This is a genomic window from Halorussus ruber (genome assembly GCF_004765785.1).
Classification (GTDB): domain Archaea; phylum Halobacteriota; class Halobacteria; order Halobacteriales; family Haladaptataceae; genus Halorussus; species Halorussus ruber.
Genome location: NZ_SBIT01000006.1, coordinates 279,674 through 298,209, shown reverse-complemented (window position 1 = coordinate 298,209; position 18,536 = coordinate 279,674). Strand labels below are relative to the sequence as shown.

The following is an 18,536-nucleotide window of genomic DNA, read 5'->3' as shown; positions in this document are numbered from 1 at the left end:
ACGTCATTCCATTGGTTCTCGTTGAGGTCGTTTATACTATCGTATATTTGAAAATTTTTCTCACTCATGGAAATATCTGGAATCCCCCTTGGCGGACACCTGTCGTATCAAAGCCTGCATTTCATATTAATCATGGTGGCCATTTGAACTCTGGCGGACCGTAAAGTGAGATATATTGACATTCGTTCGCATACCACAAGATAGCTTCCTTTTTTGAGGCGCGCCGTCGTCGGGAGTGGCATGAATCGCCCGCGCCGACACCCGACCTCGGTCGCTCGCGCTCGGTGGAAAACGACGGCCCTCGAACAGTCGAGGTCTGGCGAGGGACCGGCGTAACGATGCGGCGAATCGTCTCTCGACTCGGGTCGAATCGGTACGCCCACGCGGCCCGGTGGACGGCCGGAGAGTTCGTCCACCGGCGACTCGGTGACGGACTCCTCGACTCGGTCGCTCGCGCTCGCCGCGAGCGCGAGCGACCGCATCAGTCCGATAAGTCCGGCCGATCCGGCGCTGAAGCCGCCGAGCAGTCCGCGGACCACCGGATTCGGCCCTTCCACCTCGACGGCGCGTCGAGTGCCCCGCCCTTCCGGCCGGTCCCGATGGCGTCGGCGTCGAATCCGGTCCTGACCGCGTCCGACGTGACCGACTACGGGGCGGTAGACCTCGTCGCCGACCCCTTCCTGTACGTCCCCGAGACCGGCCCGTGGCGGCTCTTCTTCGAGGTCTACAACCGCGACCGGCGACCGACCGGCGTCGTCGGCCACGCCACCAGCACCGACCGCGGTCGGTCGTGGGAGTACGACCGCGTCGTGCTGAAAGACAAGATACACCTTGCTTTTCCATATATATTTAAATTGGAAGAAACGTTCTACATGGTTCCGGACCGGTGGAACCGCGAGCGACCGGCGACGGTGCGCCTCTTCGAGACCGACTCGTTGCCCGGCGGCTGGCGGCCCGTCTCGACCGTCGTGGACCCGGACCGACAGCTCGCCGACTGCGTGCTGTTCCGGTGGAACGACCTGTGGTGGGCGATGCTCGGGAGCGACGACGGCAACCACGACCTGTGTCTGTACTACAGCGACGACCTCCTGCGCGACGGGTGGACGCCCCACGAGCGCAACCCCGTCGCGCCCGACCGCCCCGAGGCCGGGCGACCCGCGGGCCGCCCGATTGTCACCGAAGACGGAATTGTGGTCTTCTTTCAGGACTGCGCGGCCCAGTACGGCGACAAGGTCCGGGCCTTCGACGTCGAGGAGCTTTCGCCGACGGCCTACGCCGACCGCGAGCGCCCAGAGTCGCCGATTCTCGAAGGGTCGAACCGGCGGCTCGGGTGGAACTCGGGCCGGATGCACCACATCGACCCGTGGTACACCGCCGACGGCTGGCGGTGCGCGGTCGATGGCAACGTCGGGTGGGGCGGCCGCGCGTTCGGGCCGAACCACTGGTCACTCGGGATGTACGAGGTTCGGTGACCGGCGCAGTACGAGGGTTTCTGACCGACGAGCGCCGCCCTCAGGCGGCGTTGCGCCGCGCCGCGGTGAGAAAGCCGCCGACGAGGAGTAACACGACGAGACCCAGCAACCACGTCGAGCGGACCAGCGTCATCGTCTGCTCGTCGCTCCCCTTCAGAAGCACGAAGCTGTGCGCGGCGAAGAACGCGGCCATGCCGAGCGCGACGACGCCGAGGACGACGCGCTCGATGTCGAATCGGAAGCTCATTCGTGTCTCGTCCGACGCCAGCGGTCCGGGCGACGCCGTGGGATACCTGATACGGACGACGACGGAGCAAATAGCGTTTGTGGGCCGTCGGGTCGGAGCGAGTCGAGCAGTTCGGGGTCGGAGCGATTCGCGCTCGGAGAGTGGTCGCGCTCAGAGCGATGCGGTCGGTTCCGGACGCCCGCGAACGCGGCCAAGGCGAACGGGGCCGGGTCGTCGAACCGGAAGATGTCGAAGCGCGGTTCGACCAGACACGAGAGCGCGACCGCCGCGACCGCGGCGGCGAAGTCGGGTTTCTCGACCCGCGGGGAGTCCTCGTCGAGGATGCTCTTTAAGTGCTGGGCCTCGCCCGCCAGCAGGTGGCTTCCGACGCCCAACTCGTAGTCGGGGTCGATGCGGTCGGTCTCGCCCGCCGCCATCAGCCAGTAGTAGTACGGGAAGTCCTGCCCCGCCCGAACGGCCGGGGCCATCGACTGCCACATCCGCGGGTTGATTTCGGCGAGTTCGAACTCGCCCGTCTCGTCGTCCTCCATGTATTCGAGACACGCCAGTCCGGTCCAGTTCCGCCAGGAGGTCGCGGGCCACCCGGTCGAGTTCCGGGTCGTAGGTCGATTTCCGGTAGACGCCCCCGCCGCCCTTGTAGGAGTCCTCTCGAATCTGGTCGAGTTGAACCGTCGCAACCGGGTCGCCGTCTCGACGCAGCGCGCCGACCATGTACTCGTTTTCGCACGGGACGTACTCCTGGGCGATGGGACGTGCTTCATTTCCTCAACGGTCTGGTCGGAGTCGGGCGTCTCGCCCACGCGGAGGTGCGCCACGTCTTTGACCCGGTGGCCCTCGTTGGGCGGGCACGACTCGTCGTAGTCGTTCGTGACGAGGTTGTACCGGGCTTTCACGGTTAGCTCCCGGTCCTAGTCGGTGACCTCGTCGAACGACATCGTCTCAGGCATCGGGACGCCAGCCGCCTCGGCCGCCGCGAACAACCGCATCCGGTCGTAGACGACGCCGAGGGTCTCGAACGACGGCACCGGGAGCGAGACCGACGGGTCGAATTCGGATTTGAACTTCGAGAGGACGAAGGCGTCGTACTCGTTGGTCGGGACGATGGTGCACACGTCGGGCCGAGAAGCGACGCGAAGGAGCGCATCCTTGTAGGCGGCGACGTCCTCGTCCGGAACCGGAAGTTCGACGGTCTCGTCGCAGTAGCGCGAGGAGGAAATCGTGCTTTCGCCGTACTTCGTCCCGTATATCGTGCGGACGCCGCGTCGGCCGAGCGACCGAACGCAGGGGTACCCCGGCGAATCTTGCGTGCTACTGGGTGTCAAAGATGCTGGTCGTCCGTTCGACATCCCCACCATACTCGAAATCTCCGGCTCCGACGTTGTAAATATTCTCGCCGTTATCACGGAATTATTGGGAAAAGTCGATGTGAACGACGTATTGTAAATTTTTCCGCGAGAGTGAGAACCAATCGTCACTTTCGGCCGTCGTTACTCGATTAACGGAGGAATACGGCCCGTTTAGCTCTCGTGGGTCGGCTCTGCAATTTCCGCATAGTTGCGGCCGTGTATCATTTAGCCAAACCTTTTTTCATCCCGATTCTCGTCAGAGAGGTACATTCGGGGGAGAACAAAATGGCAGTAGACGTCTACAGCACCGATACCATCGAGTCCGTCAATCGAAATCAGTGGAACAACGTGGTCGAACAAGCCGAACTCGGACAGGTGTACCACCGCTACGAGTGGTTGCGGGCGATGGAGGACGGGACCGACTACGAACCGAGACACCTCGTCGCGTCCAAGAGCGGCAACCCGGTGGGCGTCTTTCCGATTTTCCTCCGGGAGGGCGATACGTTGCCGGTTCAGCACCTCTATCCGCCCAAGCCCGGTTCCGCCGGTCCCATAGCGACCACGGACACCGAGGAGGTCATGGAGTCGTTCCTGAGCGCGGTGCCCGAAATCGGGGACAGGACCGTCGTCTCGAACAAGGTCCACACCACCAAGTCGAAGTTCAGTCGGTACAACGAACTCTTCCGGGAGAACGGATACGAGTCGAAGTTCGACTACTGCGATTTCCTGCTCGACATCACGGACGACTGGGAGACGATAAAGGAGGAGATGCACAGTTCGCGGCGGCGCGCCATCAGGAGCGGTCACGAACAGGACTTCGAGGTGGTGGACGAGGACATCACCGAGGAGTCGATGTCGGCGTTCTTCGACAAGCTCTCGTCGGTGATGGACCGGGTCGACGGCGACGAGTACACGCGGGATTTCTTCCTCGAACTGACCGAGATGGCCGACCGACTGAAACTGCTGACGCTCCGAGTCGACGGCGGCGAGCGCGGCACGATACTCCTCACACTCGACGAGGGCCAATCGACGCTCAACTACGAACTGTCGGGAATCACCGAGGCGGACTTCGAGTATCATCCCTCGGAACTCCTCCACGAGTACGCCATCAAGTGGGGCCAAGAGAACGGCTACGAGACGTACAACTTCGGCGGGACGACCGGCGACTTCAGGGACGGCGTGTTCCGGTTCAAGGAGAAGTTCGGCGCGAAACCGGTCCCGGCCCTCTGCTGGGAACGGGGCTGTTCGCCGGTCGTGTGGCCGATGTACAAGTTCGCGCGAGGGATGTACCAGCGGTACGCCGATTCCAAATCGACGTGACTCCGGAATGGGGCGGCAGGGACCAACGAAGACGGCGACCCAGACCAAGAGGTACGGCGGCCCGGACTGATGGTTACTGGCCGGTTACTCCTCGGCCGAATCGACGGCGTACTCCGCGCGGTTCCCAATCGGCTCGGGGCCAGAATCGGCCTCTAGCGTCGAACCGAGTCGTTGCCGAATCCCCGAGAACGCCCCGTAGAAGAAGGGTGCCGGGTCGTCGAACCGGAGGATGTCGAAGCGCGGTTCGACCAGACACGAGAGCGCGACCGCCCCCAGCGTGGCGTAGAAGTTCGGTTTCTCGACCCGCGGCGAATCCTCGTCGAGGATGCTCTTTAAGTGCTGGGCCTCGCCCATGAGCAAGTGACTGCCGACGCCCAACTCGTACGCCGGGTCGATGCGGTCGGCTTCGCCCGACGCCACCAGCCAGTAGTAGTACGGGAAGTCCTGGCCCGCTCGCATCGAGGGGCCGATGGACTGCCAGATTCGAGGGTTGATTTCGGTCAGTTTGAACTCCCCGGTGTCGGCGTCTTCCATGTATTCGAGACACGCCAGCCCGTGCCAGTCGAGTTCCGAGAGCAGGTCGCGGGCCACGCGGTCGAGGTCCGGTTCGTAGGTCGTCTTCCGGTAGACGCCGCCGCCGCCCTTGTAGGAGTTTTCGCGTATCTGGCGGAGTTGAATCGTCGCCACCGGCCGCCCGCGGTCGCAAATCGCGCCGACCATGTACTCGTCTCGCCACTTGACGAACTCTTGAGCGATGGGCACGTGGTCCATGTCGGCGACCAACTCGTCTACGTCCGGACGCTCGCCGACTCGGAGGTGTTCGATGCGGTCGGAAGTTCCCGAACCGCTCGAAAAGGAGTCGACGTAATCGCTCGTGAGGAGGTTGTACCGCGACTTGACGAGGAGTTCCCGGTCCCAGTTCTCGACCTCGGTGAGCGGTCGCGTCTCCGGGGCCGGAACCCCCGCCCGCTCGGCGGCCTCGACGAGGCGAACCCGGTCTTGGACGGTCCGGAGTTGGTCGAGAGACGGCACCGCCAAATCGACGTGGTCCTCGAACTCGTCGCGGTACTTCGATAGCACGAACGCGGTCGCTTCCCAGACGGGAACGATGGTTCGAACGTCCGACCGAGACGCGACCTCCAGGAGCGCGTCTTTGTAGACTTCGAGGTCAGTCTCCGTGGAGGGAAGCGACACCGTCTCGTCGCAGTACCGCGACATCGAACCGGGCGTCGTCCCGTCGGCTCCCAGAATCGTGTCGAACCCCCGTTTCCCGAACGACCGCAGGCAGTGATAGCCTCGTGTTCCCCCTTCGTGAGGTATCAGGACCGAATTGTTTTTCTCAGACGTCATGCGGATGCGAATGCTACGAAGGTAGAACGAGTCTTAGTAGTATTCCAATCAATGACTCATGTAATCGTTTATTTTCCTATAGTTATTAGTGAGAACTCGCCGTAAAGTATAGTTTTTTATGATTCTGCGTGCCGATGTTGCGGTCCGGTCCGTCGGCGAGAAACCGTTACTGCGGGCGTTTCTCGGCGACGTAGTAGGGCCACGGGTCGAGCCACGCCGACGGTAGCATCTCCTTATGAACGATTTCCAAGAGTTCGAAGCCGCATCGGGCCAGTTGCTTGTGCTGGCCCCGCGGCGAGATGAAGTAGGTGTCTATTTCCTTCTCGGAATAGGCGTCGGTCTTGTACCGGGACGCGATAGTTCCGTCGAAAAGATTGTGCTTCCAGAATCGGGCGAGGTGGAGATAGCCGTAGAGGCTCGTCGGGTCGGCGGGGAGCAAGTAAAACGGGTTGTGGGAACTGAAGACGAACGTGCCGTCGGGTTTCAGCACGCGCCAGATTTCCCGCAGCGCCACGTATCGGTCGCCCTCCGGCTTGACGTAGTCGAGGCCGTTGAACGAGAACAGGACGTAGTCGAAGCGCTCGTCTTCGAACTGGAGGTCCCGCGCGTCGCCGGACCGGAACTCGATGTGCGGAAAGAGTTGCCGGGCGCGCGAGACCATCGGTTCGCTCACGTCCACGCCGACGACGTCGAACCCCATCTCGTCGAGGACGCCGGTCGTGCGACCCGTGCCGCACCCGAGGTCCAAGACGGTCGCGCCGGACCGAGTGAAGTGCGAGCCGATAGCTCGGCGCTCGACCTCGTACAGCCCCTCCTCGACCGACTGAGCGGTAGCGTCGATTCTTTTCTCGTCCGTAAACGCGCTTGGTACGTCGGTCATTCTCTCTGCCTAACGCCTCAGCCTCACATCTATCTGTCGCCGAAAGCGACCGATACCCCCAGTAAGTTAATACCATCCTGTGTAGTCAGGGAGTCGTACTAATGGGACGACTCGGGACGGCGTGGGACGCGCTTGCGGGCGGCGAGGGAAGGCCGCGGTCCGACGAACAGCATCTGGCGGGAGCGCTCCGGTGGCTCTGCCGAAGTCAGGACGTGACCGGAAACGGGGGGTCTGCGAGCTGTTACAACCTCGTCTTGGGGTGGGGAGACGCCTATCCGGAAACGACGGGGTACATCGTCCCCACGTTGCTCGAATACGGAACCCAGCGAGAGGAGCCCTCGCTCGTGAACAGGGCGATGCAGATGGCCGAGTGGCTCCTCGGAGTCCAACGCCCGGACGGGGCGTTTCCGGAGGGGACCGGCGAGAGCGGGGGGCCGAGCGTCTTCAACACCGGGCAAATCATCTTCGGCCTCGTCGCGGCCTACCGCGAGACCGGAGACGACCGATACCGCCGGAGCGCGATACGGGCCTGCGACTGGCTGGTCGAACAGCAGTCCCCGGAGGGGTACTGGGACCGCCACACCTACAAGAACAACGTCCACACCTACTCGACTCGGGTCGCGTGGGCGCTCCTCGAAGGAGGAGAACTCGTCGAGGACAGTCGGGCGAGATACCGCGAGGCCGCCCGGAGCAACTTCGAGTGGGCGATGGGGCGACAGCGGGCGAACGGGTGGTTCGACGGGGCGGGGTTCGGAGACGGCTCTCGCGCTTTCCTTCACACCATCGCGTACACGATTCGGGGGCTGCTCGAAGGCGGAATCGCGCTTCGAGACCGAGCCATCGTCGACGCCGCCAGACGGTCGGCGGACAGGCTGTTAGCGATGCAGGAGCGAGACGGAATACTCCGGGGGTCGTTCGACGACTCGTGGGACGACACGTGGTACTACTGTCTGACGGGCAACGCCCAGATGGCGCTCGTCTGGTCGATACTCCACCGCCAGACCGGAAACGACGAGTACCGAGCGGCCGCCCGGAACTCGGTGCAGTTTCTCAAGCGCAAGCAGGTACTCGGAGGTCCGGCGGCAATCGACGGTGCGCTCCCGGGGTCGTCCCCGGTGTTCGGTCGCTACATGTTCCTCCGGTACCCCAACTGGGGCGTGAAGTTCTTCTCGGACGCGCTGATGAGCGTCAGCGAGGAGTACGAGGTCCGGAATCTCGCCCGAGCGAGAACCTGACTGGTAGCTCGTTCGGTCCCCACAACTGGTATAACGACCGGCGTGGAATCCGACGAGAACGATGGTCGGAGAGCAGTACTGGAAACGCTGGCCCAACTTCGCGCTCCACAAGTTGCTCCACGAGCGTCCGCGCCGGGTCAAGCCCGCCGACCCCGAACGATTTGCGAGCGTCTTCGAGCGATACGCCGACGACACCGTTTTCGTCCACGCGGGACTGAGCGACGTGAACGCGGCGCTACCGGGTAATCCCTACGAAACCGTCCTCGACGTGCTGGAGCGTCACTTCGACTCGATTCTGGCCCCCGGGTTCACCGACTACTTCCGGAAGTCGGGAGTGTACGCCAAGGAACACTCCCGGCCGATGTACGGGAAGTTCAACTCGCTGTTTCTGGGCGACGCGGACTACCGGACCGACGACGCCTGCAAGTCGATTCTCGTTCGCGGAGACTACCGATTCGAGGAGCGCAACCATCACGACACCTTCAGCCCCGAGGGTTGTTTCGCCCAGTTGCGCGACGACGACGTGTTGCTCGCCAGCATCGGCACGCCGTGGCTCATGTGTTCGTTCCTCCACTACCTCGAATCGAAGCACGAGGTCCCCTACGTGTACGAAGACACCTACGAGGGGACGCTCATCGACGGAGACCAGTCCCGGCGAATCGAGCAGACCTGCCAGTACTGGGACGGGTTCTGGCGGTTCAACAAGCTGAAGCTCCACCGACACTGGCGAGAGCGCGGGGTCGTGGACGAGTACGACTTGAACGGATTGCGCGTGTTCGTCGCTTCCATCGCCGACATCGAGGCGGCGACGAGTCCCGAGATACGGTCTGACCCCTACTTCCTCGTGACGTGACCCGATAGCCAGCAGGCCTTTGACTTCGCGCGCCCAATCCGGGCACATGGACATCGGACCCGACGAAGAAGGACAACCCATCGAAGTATCGGTCGAGGACGAACCGCCGGGAATGGAGCGCGTGCGGGCCATCGCGGACCTCCTCGACGAGGCGTTCGAGCTTCCGGGCATCAACTACAAAATCGGTCTCGACCCCATCCTCGGCATCCTGCCTGTCGGCGGTGACGCCGTCTCGGCGGCCATCTCGCTGTACATCGTGGCCGAGGGGGCGCGGATGGGTGCCTCCCGGGACACCGTGCTGAAGATGCTGCTCAACATCGGCATCGACTCCGTCGTCGGGTCGATTCCTGTCCTCGGGACCATCATCGACGCGGTCTGGAAGGCCAACGAGCGCAACGTCGCGCTGTTGGAAGACGAGTTCGGCATAGAGTAATAGCGTGACCCTGGTTCCGGTCCACGCTACGCCTTGATTCGGTCCTGATTCCGGACGAACCACCGGCCCGCCCGATAGATGTGCCACTGCGGCGTCGAATCGCCGCGCTCCCACACGATAATCGGTCGCAGTTCTCCGCCGAGTTCCTCTTTGTAGGTGAACGAACCGCTGGTGAAGTCGGCGGCCGTACTGCCGAGGTCGTACTCGTCGTAACCGTGTTCGATCGCCCACTTGATTGCTCGTTCGCTGATGAGTTCCGAGGGATTGTACTCGAAGTACTCCGCGTCCAGTCCCCGGAAGAACTCGTGCATAGTGGAGGACTCGTCGTCTAGCAGATACAACTGCCCGCCAGCGAACTCCCCATCCGCGGTGACGGTGAACAACTTGATGCGGTCGGCGAGTTCGCGCTGAAGCACCTCGAAGAACCGAAACGGGTACTGGATTCCGTCGACGCGGTCCATCGCCGACGTGTACGTGTTGTAGAACTCCTCCAGAGCGACGTCGTCGAGTTGTCGGTCCTCGACCGTCGCCGAGTTCTCGCTCGCGCGTTTGAGGTTCGACCGCTTCGACCGGTGCATGTTCGATTTAATCTCGTCCCACCCCTGCCGGAGGTCGATGACGAAGCGACAGCTTCGGACCTCCGACCGATACCCACGGTCCGCGAGTTGCGAGGCGTACCTCGCAAAATTGGATGAAGACGGCTTCAGCAGGTGGCTCATAGCGTCTGTCTCCGCGAACAGTCGTTTCGCGTTGTCGAACGTCACCTCGAAGTTCGTCTGTTCGTCGCCGACGAACACCGGACCGCCGAACCCCGGTTTGAGAGACGTGAGACGGCGCAGTCCGAGTCCGTCGAACGGGACGGGTCCGATATCGGGGACAGAGATATCGACGAGGAAGTTCGGAAAGACGCTTATCGGATTGCCGCTCTTCTCTACGACCAGATGGCGCGCCGGTCTGCCGAGTCCCTCCTCGACAGCACGGAGCCATCCCGTCCGGTGAAAAACGCTCCCCCCTTCAGACTGCTCTACGACGTTGTTCCACGCCCCCTCGTTCACTTCACTGATGCTTTGTCGTACGTGAGCTTGTTTCATAGTTACTCTTAGATATCCAATATTCGTTGCGCAACCGCATACGTCACGGGATTACATAAAATACAAGGCCCAGACGGCGACCCGGTCCGGAAATTTACGTCGCAAAAGCGTCTCGGGAAAGCGGATAAGTGTTCGGCGAACGTGGAAGGTGTTCATGAAAACGCTCCTCGTCGGACTGGACGGGGCGAGTTGGTCCGTTCTCGAAACCGTGTTCGAGCGCGGGGCGACGCCGAACGTGCAGTCGATAGTCTCGGAGGGGGCGAGCGCGCCCTTGGAGTCCCAGATTCCGCCGTGGACGCCGAGCGCGTGGCCCTCCATCTACACCGGGAAGAACCCGGGGAAGCACGGCGTCTTCGACTTCCTGCGGTACGAGGGATACGAGTGGAGCCTCACCAACGCGACCCACGTGCGAGAACCGTCGATGTGGGAGGTACTGGACTGGTACGACCGCTCCAGCGTCGTCGTGAACGTGCCGACGACCCATCCCGCGAAACCGTTCGACGGCGCGCTCGTGCCGGGGTACATGGCTCCGCCCGAACCCGAGTGTCACCCCGACGGAATCTTCGAGACGCTTCGCTCGGAACTGGACGGCTACGAGGTGTACCCCCAGAGCGACGTCACCGGGTCCGAGCGGACGGACCTCTCCCGGCGCTTGGACGCGATTCGTCGGCGTCGGGAGGCGTTCGACCTGCTCGCCGACCGGTTCGACCCGGACTTCGGGTTCGTGGAGTTCCAGCAGACCGACTCGATAATCCACGCGCGACCAGGGGACGCCGACGCGCTCGAAGCGGTGTACGGCAGCGTGGACGAGCAGGTCGGCCGACTCCTCGACCGGTGGGACCCGGACAACGTGGTCGTCGTCAGCGACCACGGCGCGGAGGCCTACGACGGGTGCGAGTTCCGGGTAAACGAGTTCCTCCGGAGAAACGGGTATCTCGACGCGACGACCGGAGGCGTCGGTCGCCCGCGCTGGAAGGCGACACTCGCGGAGTCCGGGGGGACAGAGTCGGAGTCAGCGTCGAAACCGAGTTCGGATTCAGATTCGGGCGACGCCGACGCGCTGGCGAACGTCGCGTCCGGCCTCGCAACTCGCGCCGGGGAGGCGCTGGCGAGGTACGACGTGAACGTTCAGCGTCTCGTCCCGCTGGTCCAGCGCCTCGGACTGGCCGGACTCCTCGGCCGAGTCGTGCCGGAGGAGTTCGTCACCGCGACCGAGCAGAGCGTCGCCTTCGAGGAGTCGACGGCGTACATGCGGACCCGGAGCGAGTGCGGACTCAGACTCAACCTCGAAGGCCGGGAACCGAACGGCGTCGTCCCCCGAGACGAGTACGAGTCGGTGCGGTCGGAACTCGTCTCGCTTTTGTCGTCGGCGACGACCCCGGACGGGGAGCCGATATTCGAGCGCGTGGCTCCGCGAGACGAGTACTTCGAGGGGCCGTACGTCGAACGCGGGCCGGACGTCGTCACCGTGCCCGAGGACTTCCGGCACTTGCTCTCGGTTCGCGTCGGCGACGACGTGTTCGCGGAGTTGACCAACCAGTGGAATCACAAGCGCCACGGCGTCTTCGCGGCCCGAGGGAGCGACATCGACCCGGACGGGAGTCTCGGGGACCCTCACGTCTTCGACGTCTGTCCGACGGTGCTTGCCACCTTCGGCGTGCCGCGCGCCGAGTCGATGGACGGCGAGGTCCTCGGCGTCGTTTCGGACGCCGGAGAGACCACCTATCGGTCCTACGAACCGGGTGCCGAGACGGCGACCACGGACGACGACGTAGAGAGCCGACTCGAAGACATGGGCTATCTGGAGTGAGCGCCCCGAAAGGCCGCCCGACTTTCCGTTACTCCCTGAGGCGAATCCAGCAGTAGCCGTACCGACCGAGTTCGAAGTGCCACGTATCGGTGGTCTCGCTCCCGCCCACATCTCCGTCGGCGGTCTCGACGCGCTCGAAATCGGCCGGACCGAACAGTCGCACCGGGTCGTCGTCCAGTTCGAGGGTCGCCTCTGCCGACGGTTCCGCGAGGTTGTGGACCGCGACGACCGCCCCGTGGTCGCTGGTCAGCCGGTGGGCGAAGACCGCGGGGTCGTCGGTGTCTACGACCTCGCAGTCGCCGTGGCCGATTTCGGGGCACTCGCCCCGGAGGCGGTTCAGGCGCGAGAACCACTGGAGGAGCGAGTCGGGGTCGCCGCGCTGGTCGGCGACGTTGACCGACTCGTAGCCGTACTCGCCGCCCGAGACCACCGGGCGCACGAGGTCCTCCGGGTCGGCCGTCGAGAACCCGCCGTTGTTCTCCGCCGACCACTGCATCGGCGTCCGGACCGCCGCTCGGCCGGGAAGGCTGAGGTCGTCGCCCATCCCGATTTCGTCGCCGTAGACGATGAGGGGCGCGCCCGGAAGCGAAAAGAGGAGGCTGTAGGCGAGGCGAATGCGGTCGGGGTCCCCCTCCAGCATCGGCGCGAGTCGGCGTCGGATGCCCCGGTCGTAGATGCGCATCTCCTCGTCGGGCGCGAACGCCTCGAAGACGCGCTGTTGGTCCTCCCGCGAGAGGCGACCGACGTTGAGTTCGTCGTAGTTCCGGAGGAAGTTGGCCCACTGGCCGCCTTCGGGGGGTTCCGGAAGGATGTCGAGGACCTCCCGAATCGGGTCGGCCTCCTCGTCGGCGAGCGCCAGCACGAGGTAGGCGTCGAGCAGGAAGTTGAGCAGGACGTTCATCTCGTCGCCCTCGCGGGCCGCTGGGTCGGCCTCGGCACCTTCGGCCGAGACCTCGGCGGTAGTCTGGCCCCCGACGCTTCCGCCGAAGTAGTCGCCGAGGTGTTCGGGCGCGTCGTCGGCCTCCGCGAACAGGATGGCCTCGTCGCCGCGGCGCTCGACGAAGTGACGCATGTCGCGGAGGACGCCGTGGGGGTCTTCGAGTTTCGTGGACTCCAGCCCGCCCTTGTGGTCTATCATCAGGGTCGCGGCGTCCACTCGGAAGCCCGAGACGCCGAGTTCGAGCCAGAAGCCCATCACCTTGCGAATCTCCTCGCGCACGGCCGGGTTGGCCAGATTCAGGTCCGGCTGGTAGTGGTAGAACCGGTGGTAGTAGAACGCCTCGGCCTCCTCGTCGTAACTCCAGACGTTCTCCTCCTCGCCGGGGAACACCGGCCCGCGGGCGGGGTCCGACTCCTCGGGCAGGTCCTCGCGCCAGACGTAGTAATCGCGGTACTCCGAGTCCGGGTCGCTCCGGGCGGCCTGAAACCACGGGTGCTGGTCCGAGGTGTGGTTGACCACCAAGTCGATGATGACCCGAATCCCCCGGCGGTCGGTCTCGCGGACGAACTCCACGAAGTCGCCAAGCGTCCCGTGGCGGTCGTCGACCCCGTAATAATCCGTCACGTCGTAGCCGTTGTCGCGGTTCGGCGACGGGTAGAACGGTAACAGCCAGATGCAGTCGATACCGAGGCTCTCGAGGTAGTCGAGGCGACCGGTAAGCCCCTCGAAATCGCCCACTCCGTCGCCGCTCGCGTCGGCGAACGCCTCCACGTCGATGGCGTAGAACGTCGCGTTCTCGTACCAGTAGTCTTTGGTTCCCATTTCACACCCCTCTCGTCGTTCGTACACGTCTAACGGGAAAACTGACACGGCGATTCGGGGGCCGAGACCGCGCGGAATCGAGAATCGAGACGGTGAGTCGAGCGACGAGGTGCCGTTCGTAATCGCAGAGAATTGTGAAACCCGTACCTATCCGATACGGTCGGGGAAAACGTCTCGTTACCCGCCTAACGCGCTTCGTTCGAAAACAGTTCTCTAGTACAAAACGACCGTGATTACCGCGAGAATAACTGTTGCAATCGACGCGAAATGCCCGCGGAGGCCATTACAATTCTCCCATGAGGTAGTGGGAAGCACGGTACAGTCTTCCCTTTTAAAGGACCTTTCTAGAGTAGGGGTCGGGTATGAGCTTCGAGCCGAAGCGAGAAATCGTCGACGCAGACCCGGCGACCGGCACGTACCGCGTGACCTACAGCTACCCGTCGGAACCGCCGAGCGTGGCGGTCCCGCTCGCGCTCATGGAGGTGACCGGCGGCATCGTGACCGACCTCGACCCGCTGTACGACGCGACCAGCATCGACCCGGACGCGCTGGACGAACTGTTCAGTCCGACGACGAGCGAGGCCGAGGAGTGTCGCGTCACGTTCAGCTATCACAGCCACGAGGTGACGGTCAAGAGCCACGGCCGCATCGTGATTCAGGAACCGATACGCTGAGCGCCGACCCGAAGTCGTCGGCCGGGCGGGCCGACTCCGGGCGAATCGTTCGCTAACGCTCGTCTCGGTTCGTGGAGTCGCCGGTCTGTGTGTACGCGGTGCAACGCTCGCACGGCTCGAGGCCCTGTCGCTCGGCCTCGGTTTTCGAGAGGATTTCGTGGGCTTGGCCCGCGAACAACGTGTCTTTCTGAACTGTGCCGCAGACGCTCGCCGTTCGCTCCTCGTTCAACAGGTGGTAGTGGCCCCCGCTTCCGAACGCGGCCTCTTGAGCGGTAATCACGTCCATGCTGACGCCCCGGCGAAAGTATGTAATGAAAAACCATGTTCGTTTCGGATAGAATCAGCGCCAAAACAGGACGAGGTAGCGATACGTCGGGTAGGAAAAAATAATATCGTTATTAAAGAAACTAATGTATATTCTTAAGCAACTTATTTCTGTCTTAGGGCGGGCGAAATGACGATTCAATCGTCTGCGACGATGGCCGAACCGTCCGGCGACGGTGGCCGGGCCGTCCGGCAGCAGCAGGTGAGCCGCCCAGCGGCGGCAGTGGCCGAACCGTCCGGCGACGGCGCGCGCCGTCGCCGGACGGACAAGTAAGCTTCACCAGACGATTCGCCCAAATCCACCGGGGATGCGGGCGGACAATCAACCGAAAACATCGTTAAGCCTTGATTTAACCGTTCTACCCCTAGAACGGCCTGAAACGCTAAGTGGGTCCGTGTCTTCTACACTCCCATTCTGGTGGGGGACTGATGGACGCGAGTACACGAACAGCGACGGAGGAATCGGCACGGAGAGAGGCGGTCGTAGAGTGTTCGAGAGTCACCCGCACGTACGAGCGCGGCGGTGGCGGCGGCTGGCTGTCGTTCGGCGACGGCGGCCGCGAGGAGTTACCGACCGTGACCGCGCTCGACGACGTCTCGCTGACCATCGAGCGCGGCGAGTTCGTCGGCCTGTCGGGACCGAGCGGGAGCGGCAAGTCCACGCTCATCCACCTGTTAGCCGGGTTAGACACGCCCAGCGAGGGCACCGTCACGCTCGCGGGCGAGGAGGTCTCGGACCTCTCGCAGAACGAACTCACTCGCCTGCGGCTCGAACAGGTCGGCATCGTCTTCCAGCGGTTTCACCTCCTGCCGTCGCTGTCGGCGCGGGCGAACGTCGCCCTCCCGCTGGTCGAGCGCGGCATGGGCAAGAGCGAACGCCGCGAGGAGGCCGCCGACTTGCTGGAGCGCGTGGGACTGGGCGACCGCCAGAGCCACCGACCGGGCGAGATGTCCGGCGGCGAGCAGCAGCGAGTCGCGGTGGCTCGCGCCTTGGCTGGCGACCCCCTCGTCGTGTTCGCCGACGAACCGACCGGCGAACTCGACACCGACACGGGCGCGACCATCCTGAACTTGCTCGGAGACCTCGCGGAGGACCGGGCGGTCGTGCTGGCCTCCCACGACGAGCAGGCGTTGGACCGGACCGACCGAGTCATCCGCCTGCGCGACGGGCAGGTGAAGTCCGCGTGAAGAGGAAAATCCGCACGAAGGGGGAGAGAGCGTGTCGAAACTGACGCGCTGGGTCGGTCTCGTCGGGGTCGCGCTCCGGCGGACCGCGACCAAGGCGACCCGGACCGCGCCGCGCCAGACCGCCGTCAGCGTCCTCGGCGTGGCCATCGCGGTCGCGCTCATGCTGGTCGTGACCGCGACCGGTCTCGGCCTCGTGCAGGGTACGACCGTCCGCGGAGACGCCGTGGACTATTGGGTCGTCCCGCAGTCCGGCGGCGCGTCCACGATGGTCGTCTCGACGGGGTCGGCCCAACTCGGCGGCGTGCACCAGAAGAGCGCGAACCTGACCGCCGACGAGCGAATCGAGTACGCCACGCCGGTCCAAATCGAGGTCCTGAAGGTCGGCAAGAAGGGCGGCAAGAGCGAGTACGTCCTCGGCGTCGGCGTCGTCCCGGACCCGAGACTCGACAAGGTGGCCGGACTCCCGACAGCGCCGCTTTCGCCCGGCGACCCCTACTACGCCGACGGGGACTACAACGGGACGTGGACCGGCGAGACCGTCATCTCGTCGGGCACGGCCGATAGCCTCGGCGTCGGCCCCAACGCGACCCTCACGATGAAGGGCGCAATCGCGGGGTCGGGAGCGCGCGAACTGCAAGTCACGGCGGTCGAACCGGCCGACGTGGAGTCGGGCCTCTCGGGGATGCCGGTCATGCTCGTCCACCTGAGCGAACTCCAAGCGATTTCCGGCGCGCAGTCCGCCGACCAGGCCGACCAGATTCTCGTCCAGTCGAACACCGGCGGCCTGAAGTCCGAACTCGAAGACCGGTTCACCGGCGCGAGCGCCGTCACGCGGTCGGGCTTCACGGCCCAGAACTCGGTGGACTCGGACCTCCCGCTGGCGATGGGTCTGGCCGCCCTGCTCATCGCCATCGTGGTCGGCGCGCTGTTCGTCGCTACCACGCAGGGCCTGCAGGTCGAGGCCGACAGCGAGCAGTTGGCGACCCTCACCGCAATCGGGTTCTCCCGGCGGGCCAGAGCGGTCCTGCTAGTGGTGCAAGCCCTCGCGCTGACCCTCGTCGGCGGCGCGCTCGGAATCGTGCTGGCCTACGTCACGACGGCTATCACGAACTACGCCGCCACGCGCGCCATCGCGCCGGTCCCCATCGCTACCTTCCACCCCCTGCTGGTGGTCTACGGACTGGGCGTCTCGGCGCTCATCGGGGTGCTGGTCGTGCCCTACCTGCTGGCGATGGAGCGCCGGACCGAGGGCGTCTCGGAGGTGATTCGATGAGCCGACTCCGGGTCGCGCTCTCGGTCGCGTCGGCCCAACTCCGCCACGACCGCGCCCGGACCGTCCTCGCGGTGGTCGGCATCGCGGTCGCGGTCCTCTCGACCACCCTGCTGGCCAGCCTCGGCTACGGCGTCTTCGAGACCGGCCAGCAGAAGTTCGACTCGTCGGGGCGGGACCTCTGGGTGACCGGCGGGTCGATCTCGAAGGGGCCGGGCGGGTTCGGCACGTCCATTCACGACGCCCACAACGTCTCGCAGAACATCGATTCGGTCGAGGGGGTGCAGGCCGCGGTCCCGATGGCGTTCAGGGCGGTCTACGTCGGGAACGGCTCCGGACAGATGCAGACGCTCGTCGGCGTCGGCGTCCCCGGCGAGGGACCGGCCATCGAACTCGAAGAGGGCCCGGGATTCACCCACGGTGACGCCCACTACGAGAACGGGACCTACGAGGGGCCGATGTACCGCCACATCATCATCGACCCGCGGACCGCCGAGATGCTCGACGTGGGCGTCGGGGACACCCTCCGCATCGGCGGGTCGGTCGAGAGCGCCCGCGAAAACGAGTTCGAGGTCGTCGGCATCTCCTCGACGTTCTCGAGCTTTCTCGGCGCGCCGACGGTGACCGCCCACCTGAGCGAACTACAGGAAGTGACCGGAACGACGGGCACCGACAAGGCCACGTTCGTCACGGTCTCGCTCGAAGACGGCGCGAACGCCTCCGCGATAGAACAGCAACTACAGCGCCAGTACCCCGACTACACGGTCCGGACGAACCAGGAGCAGATGCGCGCGGTGCTTCAGCACAACGCGGTGGTCATCGCAGTCGGCGGCGCGCTGGTCGTCCTCTCGGTCATCGCGGGGTTCGCGCTCACGCTCAACGTCCTCTCCATCGTCGTCTTCCAGCAGAAGGAGGAGCTCGCGGCGCTGACCGCGCTCGGGGTCTCCTCGAAGACGCTCGTCGGGATGGTGGCCGCGCAGGGGGTGCTGCTCGGCGCGGTCGGCGGTCTCCTCGGGGTCGCGGTCACGCCGCCGTTCGTGGTCGGCCTGAACTGGGTCGCCGCGGAAATCGTCGGCTTCGAGGGGTTGGTGCAGGCTCCGGGGTCGGTCCTCGTCCTCGGCGGTGCCATCGCGCTGGTCATCGGGACTCTCGCGGCCGCCGTCGCCGGGTGGCGGACCCTCCGGACGGTCGGCATCGACCAGCTCTCGCGGTGAGTCGAGGCGCGACTCGACCGACTCCCGCGGTGAGTCGGGTCGGGCCGGGTCGGGTCAAGTCGGGGCG

At 64.6% G+C, this 18,536-nt stretch carries 18 protein-coding genes; 10 read left to right on the top strand and 8 right to left on the bottom strand.

All coding sequences use genetic code 11. The features are described from left to right. The first annotated feature begins 338 nt into the window (after positions 1-338). A complete protein-coding gene (locus tag EPL01_RS10850) occupies positions 339-1,472 on the top strand; it encodes a glucosamine inositolphosphorylceramide transferase family protein (protein WP_135825280.1) in 1,134 nt (377 codons plus the stop codon). Between the two features lie 40 nt (positions 1,473-1,512). Here the strand turns inward: EPL01_RS10850 and EPL01_RS10845 are convergent, their stop codons facing one another. From EPL01_RS10845 to EPL01_RS10835, 3 genes are read right to left on the bottom strand one after another with little or no spacing between them, the layout of a single operon-like run. After that, positions 1,513-1,719, bottom strand: a complete 207-nt coding sequence (locus EPL01_RS10845) for a hypothetical protein (RefSeq protein WP_135825279.1) — start codon at positions 1,717-1,719, stop codon at positions 1,513-1,515. Continuing rightward, on the bottom strand, positions 1,716-2,612 hold the full coding sequence (locus EPL01_RS10840; RefSeq protein WP_135825278.1) for a hypothetical protein: 897 nt from the start codon (positions 2,610-2,612) through the stop codon (positions 1,716-1,718). Before EPL01_RS10840 ends, EPL01_RS10845 begins: the two co-directional genes overlap by 4 nt. 15 nt (positions 2,613-2,627) lie before the next feature. Further along, positions 2,628-3,041: an ATP-grasp domain-containing protein gene (locus EPL01_RS10835; RefSeq protein ID WP_135825277.1), complete on the bottom strand. Its 414-nt coding sequence runs from the start codon at positions 3,039-3,041 to the stop codon at positions 2,628-2,630. Positions 3,042-3,350: 309 nt separating this feature from the next. Here EPL01_RS10835 and EPL01_RS10830 point away from each other — a divergent pair, with 309 nt between their 5' ends. Beyond that, on the top strand, positions 3,351-4,385 hold the full coding sequence (locus EPL01_RS10830; protein WP_135825276.1) for a peptidoglycan bridge formation glycyltransferase FemA/FemB family protein: 1,035 nt from the start codon (positions 3,351-3,353) through the stop codon (positions 4,383-4,385). An 84-nt stretch (positions 4,386-4,469) separates the two neighbouring features. Here the strand turns inward: EPL01_RS10830 and EPL01_RS10825 are convergent, their stop codons facing one another. Beyond that, positions 4,470-5,735, bottom strand: a complete 1,266-nt coding sequence (locus EPL01_RS10825; protein ID WP_135825275.1) for a carboxylate--amine ligase — start codon at positions 5,733-5,735, stop codon at positions 4,470-4,472. A 166-nt stretch (positions 5,736-5,901) separates the two neighbouring features. After that, the gene (locus EPL01_RS10820) at positions 5,902-6,615 is read right to left on the bottom strand and encodes a class I SAM-dependent methyltransferase (RefSeq protein WP_135825274.1); all 714 of its coding nucleotides are present in this window, start codon (positions 6,613-6,615) and stop codon (positions 5,902-5,904) included. 101 nt (positions 6,616-6,716) lie between these two features. Between EPL01_RS10820 and EPL01_RS10815 the strand changes: the two genes are divergently transcribed. The 3 genes from EPL01_RS10815 to EPL01_RS10805 all read left to right on the top strand — a co-directional run bounded on the left by EPL01_RS10815 (position 6,717) and on the right by EPL01_RS10805 (position 9,136). Beyond that, complete coding sequence (locus EPL01_RS10815) at positions 6,717-7,850, top strand: prenyltransferase/squalene oxidase repeat-containing protein (RefSeq protein ID WP_135825273.1); 1,134 nt, start codon at positions 6,717-6,719, stop codon at positions 7,848-7,850. A gap of 61 nt (positions 7,851-7,911) precedes the next feature. Beyond that, complete coding sequence (locus tag EPL01_RS10810) at positions 7,912-8,703, top strand: AAC(3) family N-acetyltransferase (protein WP_135825272.1); 792 nt, start codon at positions 7,912-7,914, stop codon at positions 8,701-8,703. 46 nt (positions 8,704-8,749) lie between these two features. Beyond that, the gene (locus EPL01_RS10805; RefSeq protein WP_246045673.1) at positions 8,750-9,136 is read left to right on the top strand and encodes a DUF4112 domain-containing protein; all 387 of its coding nucleotides are present in this window, start codon (positions 8,750-8,752) and stop codon (positions 9,134-9,136) included. A gap of 26 nt (positions 9,137-9,162) precedes the next feature. Here EPL01_RS10805 and EPL01_RS10800 read toward each other — a convergent pair whose 3' ends face one another. Then, positions 9,163-10,191, bottom strand: a complete 1,029-nt coding sequence (locus EPL01_RS10800; RefSeq protein ID WP_168215874.1) for a GNAT family N-acetyltransferase — start codon at positions 10,189-10,191, stop codon at positions 9,163-9,165. Positions 10,192-10,381: 190 nt separating this feature from the next. Between EPL01_RS10800 and EPL01_RS10795 the strand changes: the two genes are divergently transcribed. Next, positions 10,382-12,037 carry an alkaline phosphatase family protein gene (locus tag EPL01_RS10795; RefSeq protein WP_135825270.1) on the top strand — a complete coding sequence of 552 codons (1,656 nt, stop codon included), beginning with the start codon at positions 10,382-10,384 and terminating at the stop codon, positions 12,035-12,037. Positions 12,038-12,065: 28 nt separating this feature from the next. On the opposite strand, the gene EPL01_RS10790 is transcribed toward EPL01_RS10795, so the two are convergent. Further along, entirely contained in the window at positions 12,066-13,799 is a 1,734-nt protein-coding gene (locus EPL01_RS10790) for an alpha-amylase family protein (protein ID WP_135825269.1), read from the bottom strand. 362 nt (positions 13,800-14,161) lie between these two features. On the opposite strand from EPL01_RS10790, the gene EPL01_RS10785 reads away from it, so the two are divergent. Beyond that, positions 14,162-14,473, top strand: coding sequence for a HalOD1 output domain-containing protein (locus tag EPL01_RS10785; protein ID WP_135825268.1), 312 nt, complete (start codon positions 14,162-14,164; stop codon positions 14,471-14,473). Positions 14,474-14,525: 52 nt separating this feature from the next. On the opposite strand, the gene EPL01_RS10780 is transcribed toward EPL01_RS10785, so the two are convergent. Next, positions 14,526-14,759, bottom strand: a complete 234-nt coding sequence (locus EPL01_RS10780) for a hypothetical protein (protein ID WP_135825267.1) — start codon at positions 14,757-14,759, stop codon at positions 14,526-14,528. A gap of 467 nt (positions 14,760-15,226) precedes the next feature. On the opposite strand from EPL01_RS10780, the gene EPL01_RS10775 reads away from it, so the two are divergent. From EPL01_RS10775 to EPL01_RS10765, 3 genes are read left to right on the top strand one after another with little or no spacing between them, the layout of a single operon-like run. Beyond that, positions 15,227-15,985, top strand: a complete 759-nt coding sequence (locus EPL01_RS10775) for an ABC transporter ATP-binding protein (protein ID WP_135825266.1) — start codon at positions 15,227-15,229, stop codon at positions 15,983-15,985. Between the two features lie 31 nt (positions 15,986-16,016). Continuing rightward, positions 16,017-17,258 carry an ABC transporter permease gene (locus EPL01_RS10770; protein WP_135825265.1) on the top strand — a complete coding sequence of 414 codons (1,242 nt, stop codon included), beginning with the start codon at positions 16,017-16,019 and terminating at the stop codon, positions 17,256-17,258. After that, positions 17,255-18,469 carry an ABC transporter permease gene (locus tag EPL01_RS10765; protein ID WP_135825264.1) on the top strand — a complete coding sequence of 405 codons (1,215 nt, stop codon included), beginning with the start codon at positions 17,255-17,257 and terminating at the stop codon, positions 18,467-18,469. Before EPL01_RS10770 ends, EPL01_RS10765 begins: the two co-directional genes overlap by 4 nt. Positions 18,470-18,536: the final 67 nt, after the last annotated feature.